Source organism: Pseudomonas sp. RHF3.3-3, from assembly GCF_048069595.1.
Classification (GTDB): Bacteria; Pseudomonadota; Gammaproteobacteria; order Pseudomonadales; family Pseudomonadaceae; genus Aquipseudomonas; species Aquipseudomonas fuscovaginae_B.
On sequence record NZ_CP182250.1, the window covers coordinates 6117082 to 6131743 of the forward strand.

Genomic DNA, 14662 nt, shown 5'->3' on the forward strand with positions numbered 1-14662 from the left:
GAAAAACTCCTCATTTGGCGTCTTTATTAACGGTATTGAGCAGGAATTTACCGATCAGATCTTCCAGTACCAGCGCCGACTGGGTGTCATGGATGGTTCCGCCATCCTTGAGCAGGGTGTCTTCCCCGCCCACGCTGATACCGATGTACTTCTCACCGAGCAAACCCGCGGTGAGGATGGACGCGGTCGAGTCAGTCGGCAGGTTGTTCACGCTCTTGTCGACTTGCATGGTCACCCGCCCCGTGAAGTTGTCGCGGTCCAGATCGATCGCCGTGACCTTGCCGATGGTCACACCGGCCATGGTCACCTTGGCTCTGACAGTCAAACCGGCGATATTGTCGAAGTACGCGTAAAGTTTATATGTTTCAGTATTTGCCGTAGGGGATAGCCCACTGACCCGCAATGCCAGCAACAGCAAAGCCAGGATGCCGGCCAGCAGGAAAAGGCCGACACCGATTTCCAGGGTGCGGTTTTGCATCAGAAATCTCCAAACATCAAGGCGGTCAGAATAAAGTCCAGGCCGAGTACTGCCAGGGAGGCATAGACCACGGTCTTGGTAGTGGCACGGCTGATCCCTTCCGAAGTGGGCTCGCAGTCGTAGCCTTGAAACACGGCAATCCAGGTCACCACGAAGGCGAACACGATGCTCTTGACAATCCCCTTCAGCACGTCGCCGTTGAAGGTCACGCTGTTCTGCATGTTGGCCCAGTAGGAGCCGTCGTAGACGCCCAGCCAGTCCACCGCCACCCACGAACCGCCCCAGATGCCGACCACGCTGAAGATCATCGCCAGCAGCGGCAGGGAAATGAAGCCGGCCCACAACCGGGGCGCGACGATGTACTTGAGCGGATCGACACCGATCATTTCCAGGCTGGAAAGCTGCTCGGTGGATTTCATGTTGCCGATTTCTGCGGTCAGGGCCGAGCCGGCACGGCCGGCGAACAGCAAGGCGGTGACCACCGGCCCCAGCTCGCGCAGCAGCGTCAGGGCGACCATCTGCCCCACCGCCTGCTCGGAACCGTAGCTGGACAGGATATTGAAGCCCTGCAGCGCCAGCACCATGCCAATGAAGATCCCGGATACGACGATGATCACCAGCGACATGACACCCACGGCGTGCAACTGCCTGACCAGCAGGCCGAAACCGCCGCCGATGCCGCCACGGCCGAACAGCACGTGAAACAGAAACAGCGTCGAACGCCCGAGCACCGCGAGCACGTCGATGCCCGAACGCCCGAACAGACGAATTCTCTCGATCAATGAATGCTTGCGCATCAGCGCTTCCCCAACAGATCTGCGCGGTAATCCGGCGCCGGGTAATGGAACGGCACGGGACCATCCGGATTGCCGGTCATGAACTGGCGAATGCGCGGGTTATCGGCATTCATCAGTTCTTCGGGCGTGCCCTGGCCCAGCACCTGCCCGTCCCCCACCACATACAGGTAGTCGGCGATGCTCGCGGTTTCCGCCAGGTCATGGGAGACGACGATGCTGGTGATGCCCAGGGCATCGTTGAGCAGGCGGATCAGCCGCACCAGCACGCCCATGGCGATCGGGTCCTGGCCGACGAACGGCTCGTCGTACATGAGGATCTGCGGATCCAGCGCGATCGCCCGTGCCAGGGCCACGCGCCGCTTCATGCCGCCGGAAAGCTCGTCGGGCATCAGGTCGACCGCGCCGCGCAGGCCAACGGCCTGCAGTTTCAGCAGGACGATGTCGCGAATCATCTCCTCCGGCAGCTCGGTGTGCACCCGCAGCGGAAAGGCGACGTTCTCGAAGACATCCAGATCGGTGAACAGCGCCCCGCTCTGGAACAGCACGCCCATGTGCTTGCGCGAGTCGAACAGGTCGCTGCGCGACAGCGCCGGCAGGTTCCGGCCGTTGACCCAGACCTCGCCGCTGTTGGGGCGCAACTGCGCGCCCATCAACCGCAACAGGGTGGTCTTGCCACATCCGGAGGGCCCCATGATGCCGGTGACCTTGCCCCGCGGAATGCGAATATCGACATTATTGAAGATGCTGCGCGCGCCGCGCTTGAAGGTAACCCCCTTCAGCTCGACCGCGTAGGCGTTATCGACGCTCATCTAGACTCCTTGCGATGCAGCCTCTGTCTCGGACACCAGGCCCCTGTAAAAAGAGGTGCGCACATCCTGAGCGGGCCGAACTGGTCGCGAACTATATCACTGCTGATACGAGCCGCCCAAGGCCGAAGCCGCGCTTGTTCAGGCGAGGGACAGTCGGTTTTGACACACACCCGAGCGAAAACTGACAGCCGCCTCCTACACCCACGGCGTAAAGAGCAACGATCAAGCGTGAGGGAATTGCTCATTACCGCTATAATCGCGCCTTTTCATCGGGCTATACGATTTCTGACATGAGCCAATCCAGCGACCTGATTCAATCGGCACAACGCACCATCCGCCTCGAAGTAGAAGCCGTGGAAGGCTTGTTGGCCCACATCGACGCAGATTTCGTACGCGCTTGCGAGATGATTCTGGCCAGCAAGGGCCGCGTGGTCGTGCTCGGCATGGGCAAGTCCGGGCACATCGGCAACAAGATCGCCGCGACCCTGGCGAGCACCGGCACCCCGGCCTTCTTCGTCCACCCGGCCGAAGCCAGCCACGGCGACATGGGCATGATCACCCGCGATGACGTCATCCTGGCCCTGTCGAACTCCGGCTCGACCTCGGAAATAGTCACCCTGCTGCCGCTGATCAAGCGCCTGGGCATCCAGCTGATCAGCCTGACCGGCAACCCGGACTCGCCGCTGGCCAAGGCCGCCGAAGTCAACCTCAACGCCCGCATCGAACACGAGGCCTGCCCGCTGAACCTGGCACCCACCTCGTCGACCACCGCAGCCCTGGTGATGGGCGATGCCCTGGCCGTCGCCCTGCTCGAAGCCCGTGGTTTCACCGCCGAAGACTTCGCGTTCTCCCATCCGGGCGGTGCCCTGGGGCGGCGCCTGCTGCTGAAAGTGGAAAACGTCATGCACGCCGGCGACGAGTTGCCACAGGTGCTGCGCGGTACCCTGCTGAAAAACGCGCTGATGGAAATGACTCGCAAGGGCCTGGGCATGACCGTGATCGTCGAAGCCGACGGTCGCCTCGCCGGGATCTTCACCGATGGCGACCTGCGTCGCACCCTGGATCGCACCATCGACATCCACAGCGCCCTGATCGAAGAGGTCATGACCCCTCACGGCAAGACCGCCCGGGCCGAGATGCTCGCCGCCGAGGCCCTGAAGATCATGGAAGACCATAAAATCAGCGCCCTGGTGGTGGTCGATGACGAGGATCGCCCGGTCGGCGCCTTGAACATGCACGACCTGCTGCGCGCCGGAGTAATGTAAATGAGCACTGATCTGCTGCAACGCGGCAAGAACATCAAGCTGGCGGTATTCGACGTCGACGGCGTCCTTACCGACGGTCGCCTGTACTTCCTCGAGGATGGCAGCGAGTTCAAGTCGTTCAGCACCCTGGACGGCCAGGGTATCAAGATGCTGATGGCGGCTGGCGTGCAAACCGCTATCATCAGCGGCCGCAAGACCGTGCTGGTCGAGCGACGCGCCAGGAACCTGGGCATCCCCCATGTGTTCCAGGGCCGCGAAGACAAGCTGGTGGTGCTTGACGCCCTGCTCGCCCAACTCGGCCTAGACTATGAACAGGTCGCCTATCTGGGCGACGACCTGCCTGACCTGCCGGTGATCCGCCGCGTCGGCCTGGGCATGGCCGTGGCCAATGCCGCGAGCTTCGTGCGCGAACACGCCCACGGCGTGACCCAGGCACGTGGCGGCGAGGGCGCCGCGCGCGAATTCTGCGAGCTGATCCTGCGCGCCCAGGACAGCCTTGAAGCGGCCCACGCCGCCTACCTGTAGAGCCTTTTATGCTGAACAAGAAGATTCGCAACATTCTGCTGTTCGGAGTCATTGCCGCCCTGTTCGCGGCCGTTGGCTACTGGAACATCAGCCCGGAACGCTTCCTGGAACAGACGGCCGCACCGGTGGACAACAATGCCATCGACTACTATGCGATCAATGCCCATAGCGTCCAGTACATGCCCGACGGCAAGGTGCAGTACGACATGACCGGTGACAAGGTCGAGCATCTCAAGGTTTCCGACGTCACCCTGGTGACCAAGCCGGACCTGCAGGTCTACCGCGGCACCGCGTTCCCCTGGCACGTCCAGAGCGAACGCGCCGAGGTCAACCCGGACGGCACCGAGGTCGAGCTGATCGACTCGGTGCGGGTCGCGCGCACCGACGAAAAACAGCGCCATGTCATCATTACCACGACCCGGATGACAGTATTCCCACAGAAGCAATATGCGCAGACCGAGCAAGCCGTTAGAATCGACGGCCCCAACGGCGTGACCACGGGCAAGGGCATGAAAGCCTATCTGGAAGAAAGCAGGATGCACCTGCTATCGAACGTAAGAGGACAGTATGAGTCTCGTTAAAACCCTCCCTATTTTGCTCAGCCTGGGCGCAGCACTGGGAAGCGTGAGCGCCTGGGCTCTGCCGAACGACAGCGAGCAGCCCATCCGCATTCAAGCTGACGACGCTCAACTGGATGACAAGCAGGGCATCGCCACCTACAAGGGCGACGTCATCATCACTCAGGGTTCGATGATCGTTAAGGGCAACACCGTGACGCTCACCCGGACCAAGGACGGCGCCATCGACGTGGTGACCTCCGTGGGCAACCTGGCCTACTTCGAGCAGAAGCAGAAAGCCACCGACCCGCAGCCGGTCCGCGGCTACGGCAAGACCATCCAGTACCATGCCCAGCAGAACCGCATCGTCCTGATCGACCAGGCCAAGGTGGTCAACGAAGGCAACACCACCGAAGGCGAGAAGATCGTCTACGACACGGTGAAACAGGTGGCAACCGCCGGTCGCGCCAACGGCAGCCCGATCACCACGCCGCGCCAGCGCATCGACATGGTTATCCAGCCGAAAAAGAAAACTGACGAGCACAAGGCCCAGTAATGGCAATTCTGAAAGCCCAGCATCTGGCCAAGGCCTATAAAAGTCGCCAGGTCGTGCGTGACGTCAGCCTGTCGATCGAAAGCGGACAGATCGTCGGCCTGCTCGGCCCCAACGGTGCTGGCAAGACCACCTGTTTCTACATGATCGTCGGCCTGGTCCAGGCCGACCAGGGTCGCGTGCTGATCGACGACCAGGACGTCAGCCACCAGCCGATGCACGGCCGCGCCCGCGCCGGGATCGGCTACCTGCCCCAGGAAGCCTCGATTTTCCGCAAGCTGTCGGTGGCCGACAACATCATGGCGATCCTCGAGACCCGCAAGGACCTCGACAAGGCCGCCCGTCGCAAGGAGCTGGAAAGCCTGCTGCAGGAATTCCATATCAGCCACATCCGTGACAACCTCGGCATGAGCCTGTCCGGTGGTGAACGACGCCGCGTGGAAATCGCCCGTGCCCTGGCCACCGCGCCGAAGTTCATCCTGCTGGACGAACCGTTCGCCGGTGTCGACCCGATTTCCGTGGGCGACATCAAGCAGATCATCCATCACCTCAAGGCCAAGGGCATCGGTGTACTGATCACCGACCACAACGTCCGCGAGACCCTGGATATCTGTGAGACCGCCTATATCGTCAACGATGGACAACTGATCGCCGAAGGCGATTCGCAAACCATCCTGGCCAACGAACTGGTCAAGGAAGTCTATCTGGGCCACGAGTTCCGCCTGTAAGCATCGGGGAACCCAATACCCGCCTGAGCGCATGAGTTTTCGATAAAAACCACCGCTTTTTCCGGCTTTTTATTGTTACAGCGCTCTAGGCAAACACTCCGGTTTCGGGCATATAATTTGCTTATGTTTGGCGCTCCGGCGCCCTGTAGTGGATGGCGCATGCGCGCCGGCAAATAAGGTGTTAAGCCCCTGCCATGAAACCATCGCTAGTCCTTAAAATGGGCCAGCAGCTGACGATGACGCCGCAGCTGCAACAGGCCATCCGCCTGCTCCAATTGTCGACCCTGGATCTTCAGCAGGAAATCCAGGAAGCCCTGGAATCCAATCCGATGCTCGAACGCCAGGAAGAAGGCGACGACTTCGATAACAGCGATCCAATGGCCGACAAGGCCGAGCAGAACACCACGCCCGAAATCCCGGAAACCTCCTACCAGCAGGAAACCGCCCCCACCGTCGACAACATCGACGAAGGCGAGTGGAGCGAACGCATTCCGAACGAACTCCCGGTCGACACCGCCTGGGAAGACGTCTACCAGACCAGCGCCAGCAGCCTGCCCGGCAACGATGACGACGAGTGGGACTTCACCACCCGCACTTCGGCCGGCGAAAGCCTGCAAAGCCACCTGCTGTGGCAACTGAACCTGGCTCCGATGTCCGACACCGATCGCCTGATCGCCGTGACCCTGATCGACTGCATCAACAACCAGGGCTACCTGGACGAGACCCTCGAAGAGATTCTCGAAGCGTTCGACCCGGAGCTGGACATCGAACTCGACGAGATCGAGGCCGTCCTGCATCGCATCCAGCAGTTCGAGCCCGCCGGCATCGGCGCGCGCAACCTCGGCGAATGCCTGCTGCTGCAACTGCGCCAGCTGCCGGCCAAGACCCCCTGGCTGAACGAGGCCAAGCGCCTGGTCACCGATTTCATCGACCTGCTGGGCAGCCGCGACTACAGTCAGTTGATGCGGCGCATGAAACTCAAGGAAGACGAACTGCGCCAGGTCATCGAACTGGTACAGAGCCTCAACCCGCGCCCCGGCTCGCAGATCGAGTCGACCGAAGCCGAGTACGTGGTCCCCGACGTGATCGTGCGCAAGGACAACGAACGCTGGCTGGTGGAACTGAACCAGGAATCGGTGCCACGCCTGCGGGTCAACCCGCAGTACGCCGGCTTCGTCCGCCGTGCCGACACCAGTGCCGACAACACCTTCATGCGCAACCAGTTGCAGGAGGCGCGCTGGTTCATCAAGAGCCTGCAGAGCCGCAACGAGACGCTGATGAAGGTCGCCACCCAGATCGTCGAGCATCAGCGCGGTTTCCTGGAGTACGGCGACGAGGCGATGAAGCCGCTGGTGCTGCACGACATCGCCGAAGCGGTGGGCATGCACGAGTCGACCATTTCCCGGGTCACCACCCAGAAATTCATGCATACCCCCCGCGGTATCTACGAACTGAAATACTTTTTCTCCAGCCACGTCAGCACTTCCGAAGGCGGCGAATGCTCGTCCACGGCGATCCGCGCGATCATCAAGAAACTGGTGGCGGCGGAAAATCAGAAAAAGCCGTTGAGTGACAGCAAGATCGCTGGTTTACTGGAGGCACAAGGCATTCAGGTCGCCCGTCGTACCGTCGCCAAGTACCGCGAGTCCCTCGGAATCGCGCCTTCCAGCGAACGGAAGCGGTTGATGTAACCGCCGGGCGTGCCACAGCGTTCCAGTGGCAAGCCATCAGGCTTGCCGCTTTATGCACTGGCAACGAAGGAGAAGCTGTATGCAAGTCAACATCAGTGGACACCAACTGGAAGTGACCGAACCACTGCGTGTCTATATCGGTGAAAAACTCGACCGATTGGAACGCCACTTCGACAAGATCACCAACGTACAGGTGACAATGGCCGTCGAGAAACTGAAGCAGAAAATCGAGGCCACTTTGCATATCCACGGCGGCGAGGTGGTTGCCAATGCAGAACATGACGACATGTATGCAGCAATCGACCTGCTGACCGACAAGCTCGACCGCCAACTGAAAAAGCACAAGGAAAAGAACCTGCACCTGCTCCAAGGTACGGGTCGTTAACACCCTCCCATGATTCGACTTGAAAATATCCTGACCCCCGGCCGTTCCCTGGTGAACGTGCCGGGCGGCAGTAAAAAGCGTGCACTCGAACAAATTGCCAACCTGATCAGCCGCGAAGTGCCCGATCTGGAGATGCAGGATGTCTACGAGAGCCTGATCGCCCGGGAAAAACTCGGCTCCACCGGCTTTGGCAATGGCATCGCCATCCCCCACTGCCGGCTCAAGGGCTGCGAAGCGCCCATCAGTGCCCTGATGCACCTGGACGCCCCTATCGATTTCGACGCCATCGACGGCGCCCCGGTCGACCTGCTGTTCGTGCTGCTGGTCCCGCAGGCTGCCACCGATGCGCACCTGGAACTGCTGCGGCAGATTGCCAGCATGCTGGACCGCAAGGAGGTGCGCGACCGCCTGCGTAGCGCACCAAGCAATGAAGCCCTGTATCAGGTTGTCCTGGACGTGCAGAACGGTCAGTAACCATGCGCTTGATCATCGTCAGCGGCCGCTCCGGCTCAGGTAAAAGCACCGCCCTCGACGTACTCGAGGACAGCGGCTATTACTGCATCGACAACCTGCCGGCCGGGTTGCTGCCGGAACTGGCCGAACGGGCGTTGATCCATACCGAGCTGGCGCAACCGCTGGTCGCCGTGTCCATCGACGCGCGCAACCTGCCCAGCCACCTGTCACGTTTCCCCGAACTGCTGGACGAAGTCCGCGGCCGACATATCCAGTGCGACGTGCTGTACCTGGATGCCGATGAGGAAACCCTGCTCAAGCGTTTCTCCGAGACCCGTCGACGCCACCCCCTGAGCAGCGCCAACCGCTCGTTGGCCGAAGCCATCCGCGACGAGAGCAACCTGCTGGGGCCGATTGCCGACCTGGCGGACCTCAAGGTCAACACCACCAATCTCAACCTCTACCAGTTGCGCGATACCATCAAGCTGCGGCTGCTGAACCAGCCGGAACCGGGCACCGCATTTCTGGTAGAATCGTTCGGCTTCAAGCGCGGCATGCCGGTGGACGCCGACCTGGTGTTCGACGTGCGCTGCCTGCCCAACCCGTATTGGAAACCGGAACTGCGCGAGCAGTCCGGGCTCGACCAGCCGGTAGCCGAATACCTCGCCGCACAGCCGGACGTCGAGGAGATGTTCCAGGACATTTCCAGCTACCTGCTCAAATGGTTGCCACGCTTCGCCGCCAGCAACCGTGCTTACGTCACCATTGCCATTGGCTGCACCGGCGGGCACCACCGCTCCGTCTACCTGACCGAGCGCCTGGGTCAGTTGTTGCAGCAGTCCCTGAAGAACGTCCAGGTCCGCCACCGCGACCTTAGCTGAAAGGATCACCATCGCGATGCCCGCTCTGGAAATCGAAATCATCAACAAGCTGGGCCTGCATGCCCGCGCTTCAGCGAAGTTCGTCGGCGTTGCCGGCCAGTATCCCTGCCAGATCCGGGTCGGGCGCACGCCCGAAAGCATGGTCGACGGCAAGAGCATCATGGCCATGATGATGCTGGCTGCGGGCAAGGGCACCCGGATCCACATAAAGACCGAAGGCGAACAGGAAGACGAGGCCATGGCGGCGTTGGTGGCGTTGATCAACAACTACTTCGACGAAGGCGAATAACCCCCCCTGCGGAGCGGGCAAGCCCGCTCCCCCATCAGCGGTGGGCAGCAGGCCTGCCTGCAGCGGATAACCTGCCGCTGATCAGGCACCCGCCAGCCAGCCGAACAACCGGGCAACGAGCAGCACCACTCCAGCCAGCAACAACAGCCAGCCAACTCCCTGGCGAAATCGCCGCCCTCTGCTCATTGCCACGGCATCTGTCTCCATCATCGGCTCTGGATCTTGTGGGTAGTCTGTCTTACGCCAGGGCCGCGAGATAACGCCGTTCGACTTCCGGCCAGTTGATCACGTTGTAGAAAGCATTGATGTATTCCGGGCGACGGTTCTGGTACAGCAGGTAATAGGCATGCTCCCAGACGTCCAGGCCGAGGATCGGCGTATTGCCGTTCATCAGCGGGCTGTCCTGGTTGCCACTGCTCTCGACCACCAGTTTTTTCTCCGGCGTCACGCTCAGCCACGCCCAGCCGCTGCCAAAACGCGTCAGCGCGGCCTTGGTGAAGGCTTCCTTGAACGCCTCGAAGCCGCCCAGTTGCTCGTCGATGGCTCGTCCTAGCGCCGCCTCCGGCTCGCCGCCCCCCAGCGGGCTCATCACCGCCCAGAACAGCGAGTGGTTGGCATGGCCGCCGCCATGGTTGATCACGGCCGGACGCATGTTCTCCGGCAACTGGCCAACCGCGGCCACCAGCGCCTCGACAGGCCAGTCGGCCCACTGCGATCCCTCGACAGCCGCATTGAGGTTGGTGACGTAGGTCTGGTGGTGCCTGGTGTAGTGGATCTCCATGGTCTTGGCATCGATATGCGGTTCCAGGGCGTCGTAGCTGTAGGGCAGCGCAGGCAAGGCGTAGGGCATTTCAATGAACTCCATGTTGATGACTCGACGGGACAGCGCCCGAGGAGGCCGTCCGGCTGTGCAGCAGGCGGCTGGTGCGGGGGTACTCGCCGTACTCGCTAATGAAGGCCAGCAGTTCGACGTAGGTTTTGCTGCTCTGGTGCAGCGCGGCCTCACGCAGCGCGACGGGAAGCCGAGTGTCCTGCATCGCCTGCAACAGGCGCTGGTGAATGGCGCACAGGTACTCGACGCTCTCTTCCGGCTGATTGAGGCGCAGGTGCAGGTCCGCCAGGTTGTGGTGGGAAATCACGCAGGCGGCCACCGCCTCCTCCGCATCCGGCCAGCGCTCGAACAACACCTGCGCCAGGGCCAGGGCCTGCAGGTAGTGCTCGCGGGCATCGACCAGCTCGCCAAGGTTGAAATAGCGATTGGCCCTTTCGATCGTGCGTCTCCAGTGTTCCATGACGAACCTCCAGACAATGCAGTGGATTACACGCCACCGGCCGTGAGCTTTTCCGGATCCAGCAGGGTTTCCAGTTGGCTACGGGGCAGATCGGTATGTTCGAGCGCCACCTCGATGATCGGCCGACCTTGCTGATAGGCCTTCTTGGCAATCTCGGCGGCTTTCTGGTAACCGATGATCGGGTTCAGCGCGGTGACCAGGATCGGGTTGCGCGACAGCGCCTCCTTGAGCTTGGCCTCGTTGACCTTGAAGCTGGCGATGGCCTTGTCGGCCAGCAGACGACTGGCATTGGCCAGCAGCTCGATGCTGCCCAGCAGGTTGTGGGCAATGATCGGCAGCATCACGTTCAGTTCGAAGTTGCCCGACTGGCCGGCCACGGCAATCGTCGCGTCGTTGCCGATCACCTGGGCGGCGACCATCGCGGTCGCTTCCGGAATCACCGGATTGACCTTGCCCGGCATGATCGACGAACCGGGCTGCAGGGCCTCCAGCTCGATCTCGGCCAGGCCGGCCAGCGGGCCGGAGTTCATCCAGCGCAGGTCGTTGGCGATCTTCATCAGCGACACCGCGGTGGTCTTCAACTGGCCGGAAACGGCGACCGCGGTATCCTGGGAGCCGATCAGGGCGAACAGGTTGCCACCTGGCGTGAACGGTACACGGGTCAAGGCGCTCAGTTGGCGACTGAACAGTTCGGCGAACTGTGGGTGCGCGTTGATCCCGGTACCCACCGCGGTACCGCCCTGGGCCAGGGATTGCAGGCTGGGCAGCAGGTTCTGCAGATGCAGGACGTTGGCCTTGAGCTGTGCCGCCCAGCCATCGAGCACCTGGCTCAGACGCACCGGCATGGCGTCCATCAGGTGGGTGCGACCGGTCTTGATGAACGGATGAACCTGCTCCGCCTTGGCCTCGGTGACCCGCACCAGGTGCGCCAGGGCCGGCAACAGTTGCTCGTGCAGGGCCAGTGCGGCGCTGACATGGATGGTGGTGGGGATGATGTCGTTGCTGCTTTGGCCGCAGTTGACATGGTCATTGGGGTTGACCGGCTCACCCAGCAGACGGCTGGCGAGGGTCGCGATCACCTCGTTGGCGTTCATGTTGGAGCTGGTGCCGGAGCCGGTCTGATAGATATCCACCGGGAAGTGCAGCATGAAATCGCCTTCGAGCAGGCCCTGGCAGGCATCGACGATGGCCTTGCCCTGGGCTGCGCTCAGTTGCCTGAGCTCGACGTTGGCCTGTGCCGCAGCCGCCTTGGCCAGGATCAGGGCACGAATGAACTGCGTCGGCATGCGCTGGTGGCTGATGGGGAAGTTGTCCACGGCACGCTGGGTCTGGGCGCCATACAGGGCCTCGGCCGGCACCTGCAGTTCGCCCATGCTGTCGCGTTCGATACGGGTATTACTCATCGGGAAATCCTTGCACCAGTTCAGTCAGGGGAATGGAAGGCAGCAGCGAGCAGTTCGCCAACTGCCAGGCAAAGCTTTGCCAGCGGCGCAGCCGGCAATTGCATAGCGCCTGGCGCTCCAGATCGCGCAACGGCCGCCAGGCCTGGTCCAGGCATAACGACCGCCAGTGCCAGGGCAACGCGGTATCGGTGGCCGTGTCGAGCAGCAGGCGAAAGGACGTTGCAGCGATGGTCCAGGGTGAAGTGGGTGTGCAACAGGCCAGGTAGCGGCCCTCGGCGAGGTAATGGTCGATCAGCCGGGGCTCGTCCGGCAGCAGTGCGCAGCGGATCTGGCGGCTCATCCAGCGCCAGCTGTCCAGATAGGGTTGCTCATGCAAGGCAGAACTCATGACCCAGGCTCATTCGATAATGAGATTTATTATTATACGATATTGATAATCAAAACAACGCTGACGAAGCGAGCCTGTCCCCCTCCTTGAGGGACAGGCTCGCTCAGGGTGGCGTCGGCACAAAAAAAGGCGCGTCGCTTGAGCGACGCGCCTTTTCGTTCGGGTTGCGGCGGTGGATCAGCTACCGGCGACAGTCATCCGCTCGATCAGCACCGAGCCGGTACGGATGTTGCTGCGCAGCTCGAGATCGCTGCCCACGGCGACGATCTGCTTGAACATGTCGCGCAGGTTGCCGGCAATGGTCACTTCCTGAACCGGGAACTGGATCTCGCCATTCTCCACCCAGAAACCGGCCGCTCCACGGGAATAGTCCCCGGTGACCATGTTCAGCCCATGCCCCATCAGCTCGGTCACCAACAGGCCGCGCCCCATTCGGCGAATCAGGGCATCCTGGTCCTCGATCCCATGGGTGACGAACAGGTTGTGCACGCCGCCGGCGTTGGCGGTGCTCGGCAGGCCGAGCTTGCGTCCCGAGTAGGTGCCCAGCACATAGGACACCAACGTGCCATTCTCGACGAACGGCTTGGCATAGGTCGCCAGGCCATCGCTGTCGAAGGCCGAACTGCTCATGGCCCGCATCAGGTGTGGACGCTCATCGATGGTCAGCCACTGCGGGAACAGCCGTTGCCCCAGCGCGCCCTCGAGGAACGACGACTTGCGATACAGGTTGCCGCCGGAAATCGCCGACAGGAAACTGCCGAACAACCCACCGGCCAGTTCCGCCGAAAACAGCACCGGCACTTCGCAGGTCGGCACCGGACGCGCGCCCAGGCGGCTGGCCGCCCGCTGCGCGGCCTTGCGGCCAATGCTGACAGCGTCGGCCAGCAGCTCGCCCTGGCGATTGACGTCGTACCAGTAGTCACGCTGCATCTGCCCATCGCCTTCGGCGATCATCACGCAGCTGAGGCTATGGCGCGTCGACGCCGAGCCGGCGATGAAACCGTGGCTGTTACCGTACACCCGGCAACCCTGGGACGTGCTCAGCGTGGTGCCGTCGGCGTTACGGATCCGACTGTCGGCGTCGAAGGCCGCCGCTTCACAGATCAGCGCCCGCTCGATCGCCTGCTCCGGGGTGATGTTCCATTCGTGGAACAGGTCGAAATCCTTGATTTGCTTGGCCATCAGGGCCGCATCGGCCAGCCCGGAGCACTCGTCCTCGGAGGTGTGCCTGGCGATGGCCAACGCCGCCGCGACGGTTTCGCGAATGGACTCGGCGCCACTGGCCGAAGTGCTGGCCGAGCCCTTGCGCTGCCCCACGTACAAGGTGATACCGAAGCCCTGGTCACGGTTGAACTCGACCGTTTCCACTTCCCGCTGGCGCACCGACGTCGACAGCCCCTGCTCCACGGACACCGCCACCTCACAGGCACTGGCCCCCTGGCGCCTGGCCTCGGCAAGAATCTGCTCGACCTGCTCCTGCAGGGCCGGCAAGGCCTGCGGGCCAACGCTTTGTGCTGCGCTCATGGTCTTCTCCACTCAGCTTTCTCCACTCAAATGCAGCTTTCAGTCACGCTCATCGAACGAGCGGGCCGGACAAGCGGCCCCCGACTGGTTATCATGGCGGCGTTTCTTTGCGGACTGCCACCATGGTTGATTCTTACGACGACTCCCTCGATGGGGAGAAAAGCAAATCCCAGGTCAAACGCGAGCTGCATGCTCTGGTTGATCTCGGTGAGCGACTGACCACACTCAAGCCTGACCTGCTGGCAAAACTGCCACTGACCGACGGCTTGCGCCGTGCCCTGGCCGATGCGCCGAAGCACACCGCGCATATCGCGCGCAAACGGCACATCCTGTTCATCGGCAAGCTGATGCGCGACCAGGACATCGACGCCATCCGGGTGGTGCTCGACCAGGTCGATGCCTCCACCAAGCAGTACAATGAACGCTTCCATAACCTCGAACGCTGGCGCGATCGCCTGATCACGGGCAACGACGACGTCCTGGAAAAGTTCGTCAGCGAGTACCCCGAGGCGGACCGCCAGCAACTGCGCTCGCTGATCCGCCAGGCCCAGCACGAACTGGCACACAACAAGCCACCGGCTTCCAGCCGTAAAGTCTTCAAGTACATCCGGGAGCTGGACGACACCCAACGCGGCCTGCGCTGA

19 protein-coding genes are annotated in these 14662 nt (G+C 62.1%); 11 read left to right on the plus strand and 8 right to left on the minus strand.

The window, feature by feature from the left end:
* Window positions 1–10: 10 nt before the first annotated feature.
* From mlaD to ACMGT0_RS26870, 3 genes are read right to left on the minus strand one after another with little or no spacing between them, the layout of a single operon-like run.
* Entirely contained in the window at window positions 11–478 is a 468-nt protein-coding gene (gene mlaD, locus ACMGT0_RS26860; RefSeq protein WP_017904295.1) for an outer membrane lipid asymmetry maintenance protein MlaD, read from the minus strand.
* Window positions 478–1275, minus strand: coding sequence for a lipid asymmetry maintenance ABC transporter permease subunit MlaE (gene mlaE / locus ACMGT0_RS26865; RefSeq protein WP_017904296.1), 798 nt, complete (start codon window positions 1273–1275; stop codon window positions 478–480). The genes mlaD and mlaE overlap by 1 nt, the downstream gene beginning before the upstream one ends.
* Window positions 1275–2084, minus strand: coding sequence for an ATP-binding cassette domain-containing protein (locus ACMGT0_RS26870; RefSeq protein WP_017904297.1), 810 nt, complete (start codon window positions 2082–2084; stop codon window positions 1275–1277). Before ACMGT0_RS26870 ends, mlaE begins: the two co-directional genes overlap by 1 nt.
* A gap of 290 nt (window positions 2085–2374) precedes the next feature.
* Between ACMGT0_RS26870 and ACMGT0_RS26875 the strand changes: the two genes are divergently transcribed.
* The 10 genes from ACMGT0_RS26875 to ACMGT0_RS26920 all read left to right on the plus strand — a co-directional run bounded on the left by ACMGT0_RS26875 (window position 2375) and on the right by ACMGT0_RS26920 (window position 9411).
* Window positions 2375–3349, plus strand: a complete 975-nt coding sequence (locus tag ACMGT0_RS26875) for a KpsF/GutQ family sugar-phosphate isomerase (protein ID WP_054058972.1) — start codon at window positions 2375–2377, stop codon at window positions 3347–3349.
* Window positions 3350–3874, plus strand: coding sequence for a KdsC family phosphatase (locus tag ACMGT0_RS26880; RefSeq protein WP_054058971.1), 525 nt, complete (start codon window positions 3350–3352; stop codon window positions 3872–3874).
* Between the two features lie 8 nt (window positions 3875–3882).
* Window positions 3883–4455, plus strand: coding sequence for an LPS export ABC transporter periplasmic protein LptC (gene lptC, locus ACMGT0_RS26885; RefSeq protein ID WP_054058970.1), 573 nt, complete (start codon window positions 3883–3885; stop codon window positions 4453–4455).
* Window positions 4442–4987 (plus strand): lipopolysaccharide transport periplasmic protein LptA, encoded by a 546-nt coding sequence (lptA, locus tag ACMGT0_RS26890; RefSeq protein WP_054058969.1) that lies wholly within the window; start codon window positions 4442–4444, stop codon window positions 4985–4987. Before lptC ends, lptA begins: the two co-directional genes overlap by 14 nt.
* Complete coding sequence (lptB, locus tag ACMGT0_RS26895; RefSeq protein ID WP_054058968.1) at window positions 4987–5712, plus strand: LPS export ABC transporter ATP-binding protein; 726 nt, start codon at window positions 4987–4989, stop codon at window positions 5710–5712. The genes lptA and lptB overlap by 1 nt, the downstream gene beginning before the upstream one ends.
* A gap of 194 nt (window positions 5713–5906) precedes the next feature.
* Window positions 5907–7403, plus strand: a complete 1497-nt coding sequence (locus tag ACMGT0_RS26900) for an RNA polymerase factor sigma-54 (protein WP_054058967.1) — start codon at window positions 5907–5909, stop codon at window positions 7401–7403.
* Between the two features lie 79 nt (window positions 7404–7482).
* Window positions 7483–7788 carry a ribosome hibernation-promoting factor, HPF/YfiA family gene (gene hpf / locus ACMGT0_RS26905; protein WP_040064265.1) on the plus strand — a complete coding sequence of 102 codons (306 nt, stop codon included), beginning with the start codon at window positions 7483–7485 and terminating at the stop codon, window positions 7786–7788.
* Between the two features lie 9 nt (window positions 7789–7797).
* Window positions 7798–8262, plus strand: a complete 465-nt coding sequence (gene ptsN, locus ACMGT0_RS26910; RefSeq protein ID WP_029532608.1) for a PTS IIA-like nitrogen regulatory protein PtsN — start codon at window positions 7798–7800, stop codon at window positions 8260–8262.
* Window positions 8263–8264: 2 nt separating this feature from the next.
* A complete protein-coding gene (rapZ, locus tag ACMGT0_RS26915) occupies window positions 8265–9122 on the plus strand; it encodes an RNase adapter RapZ (RefSeq protein WP_017904305.1) in 858 nt (285 codons plus the stop codon).
* A gap of 16 nt (window positions 9123–9138) precedes the next feature.
* Window positions 9139–9411 (plus strand): HPr family phosphocarrier protein, encoded by a 273-nt coding sequence (locus tag ACMGT0_RS26920; RefSeq protein WP_054058966.1) that lies wholly within the window; start codon window positions 9139–9141, stop codon window positions 9409–9411.
* Between the two features lie 238 nt (window positions 9412–9649).
* Here the strand turns inward: ACMGT0_RS26920 and ACMGT0_RS26925 are convergent, their stop codons facing one another.
* The 5 genes from ACMGT0_RS26925 to pmbA form a co-directional block, all read right to left on the minus strand.
* Entirely contained in the window at window positions 9650–10261 is a 612-nt protein-coding gene (locus tag ACMGT0_RS26925) for a superoxide dismutase (protein WP_054058965.1), read from the minus strand.
* Between the two features lies 1 nt (window position 10262).
* On the minus strand, window positions 10263–10703 hold the full coding sequence (locus ACMGT0_RS26930) for a hypothetical protein (RefSeq protein WP_054058964.1): 441 nt from the start codon (window positions 10701–10703) through the stop codon (window positions 10263–10265).
* Between the two features lie 26 nt (window positions 10704–10729).
* Window positions 10730–12106 (minus strand): class II fumarate hydratase, encoded by a 1377-nt coding sequence (locus tag ACMGT0_RS26935; RefSeq protein WP_054058963.1) that lies wholly within the window; start codon window positions 12104–12106, stop codon window positions 10730–10732.
* A complete protein-coding gene (locus ACMGT0_RS26940) occupies window positions 12099–12494 on the minus strand; it encodes a hypothetical protein (RefSeq protein WP_054058962.1) in 396 nt (131 codons plus the stop codon). Before ACMGT0_RS26940 ends, ACMGT0_RS26935 begins: the two co-directional genes overlap by 8 nt.
* A gap of 177 nt (window positions 12495–12671) precedes the next feature.
* Window positions 12672–14018 carry a metalloprotease PmbA gene (gene pmbA, locus ACMGT0_RS26945; RefSeq protein ID WP_416770508.1) on the minus strand — a complete coding sequence of 449 codons (1347 nt, stop codon included), beginning with the start codon at window positions 14016–14018 and terminating at the stop codon, window positions 12672–12674.
* A 122-nt stretch (window positions 14019–14140) separates the two neighbouring features.
* Here pmbA and yjgA point away from each other — a divergent pair, with 122 nt between their 5' ends.
* Window positions 14141–14662, plus strand: a complete 522-nt coding sequence (gene yjgA, locus ACMGT0_RS26950) for a ribosome biogenesis factor YjgA (protein WP_054058960.1) — start codon at window positions 14141–14143, stop codon at window positions 14660–14662.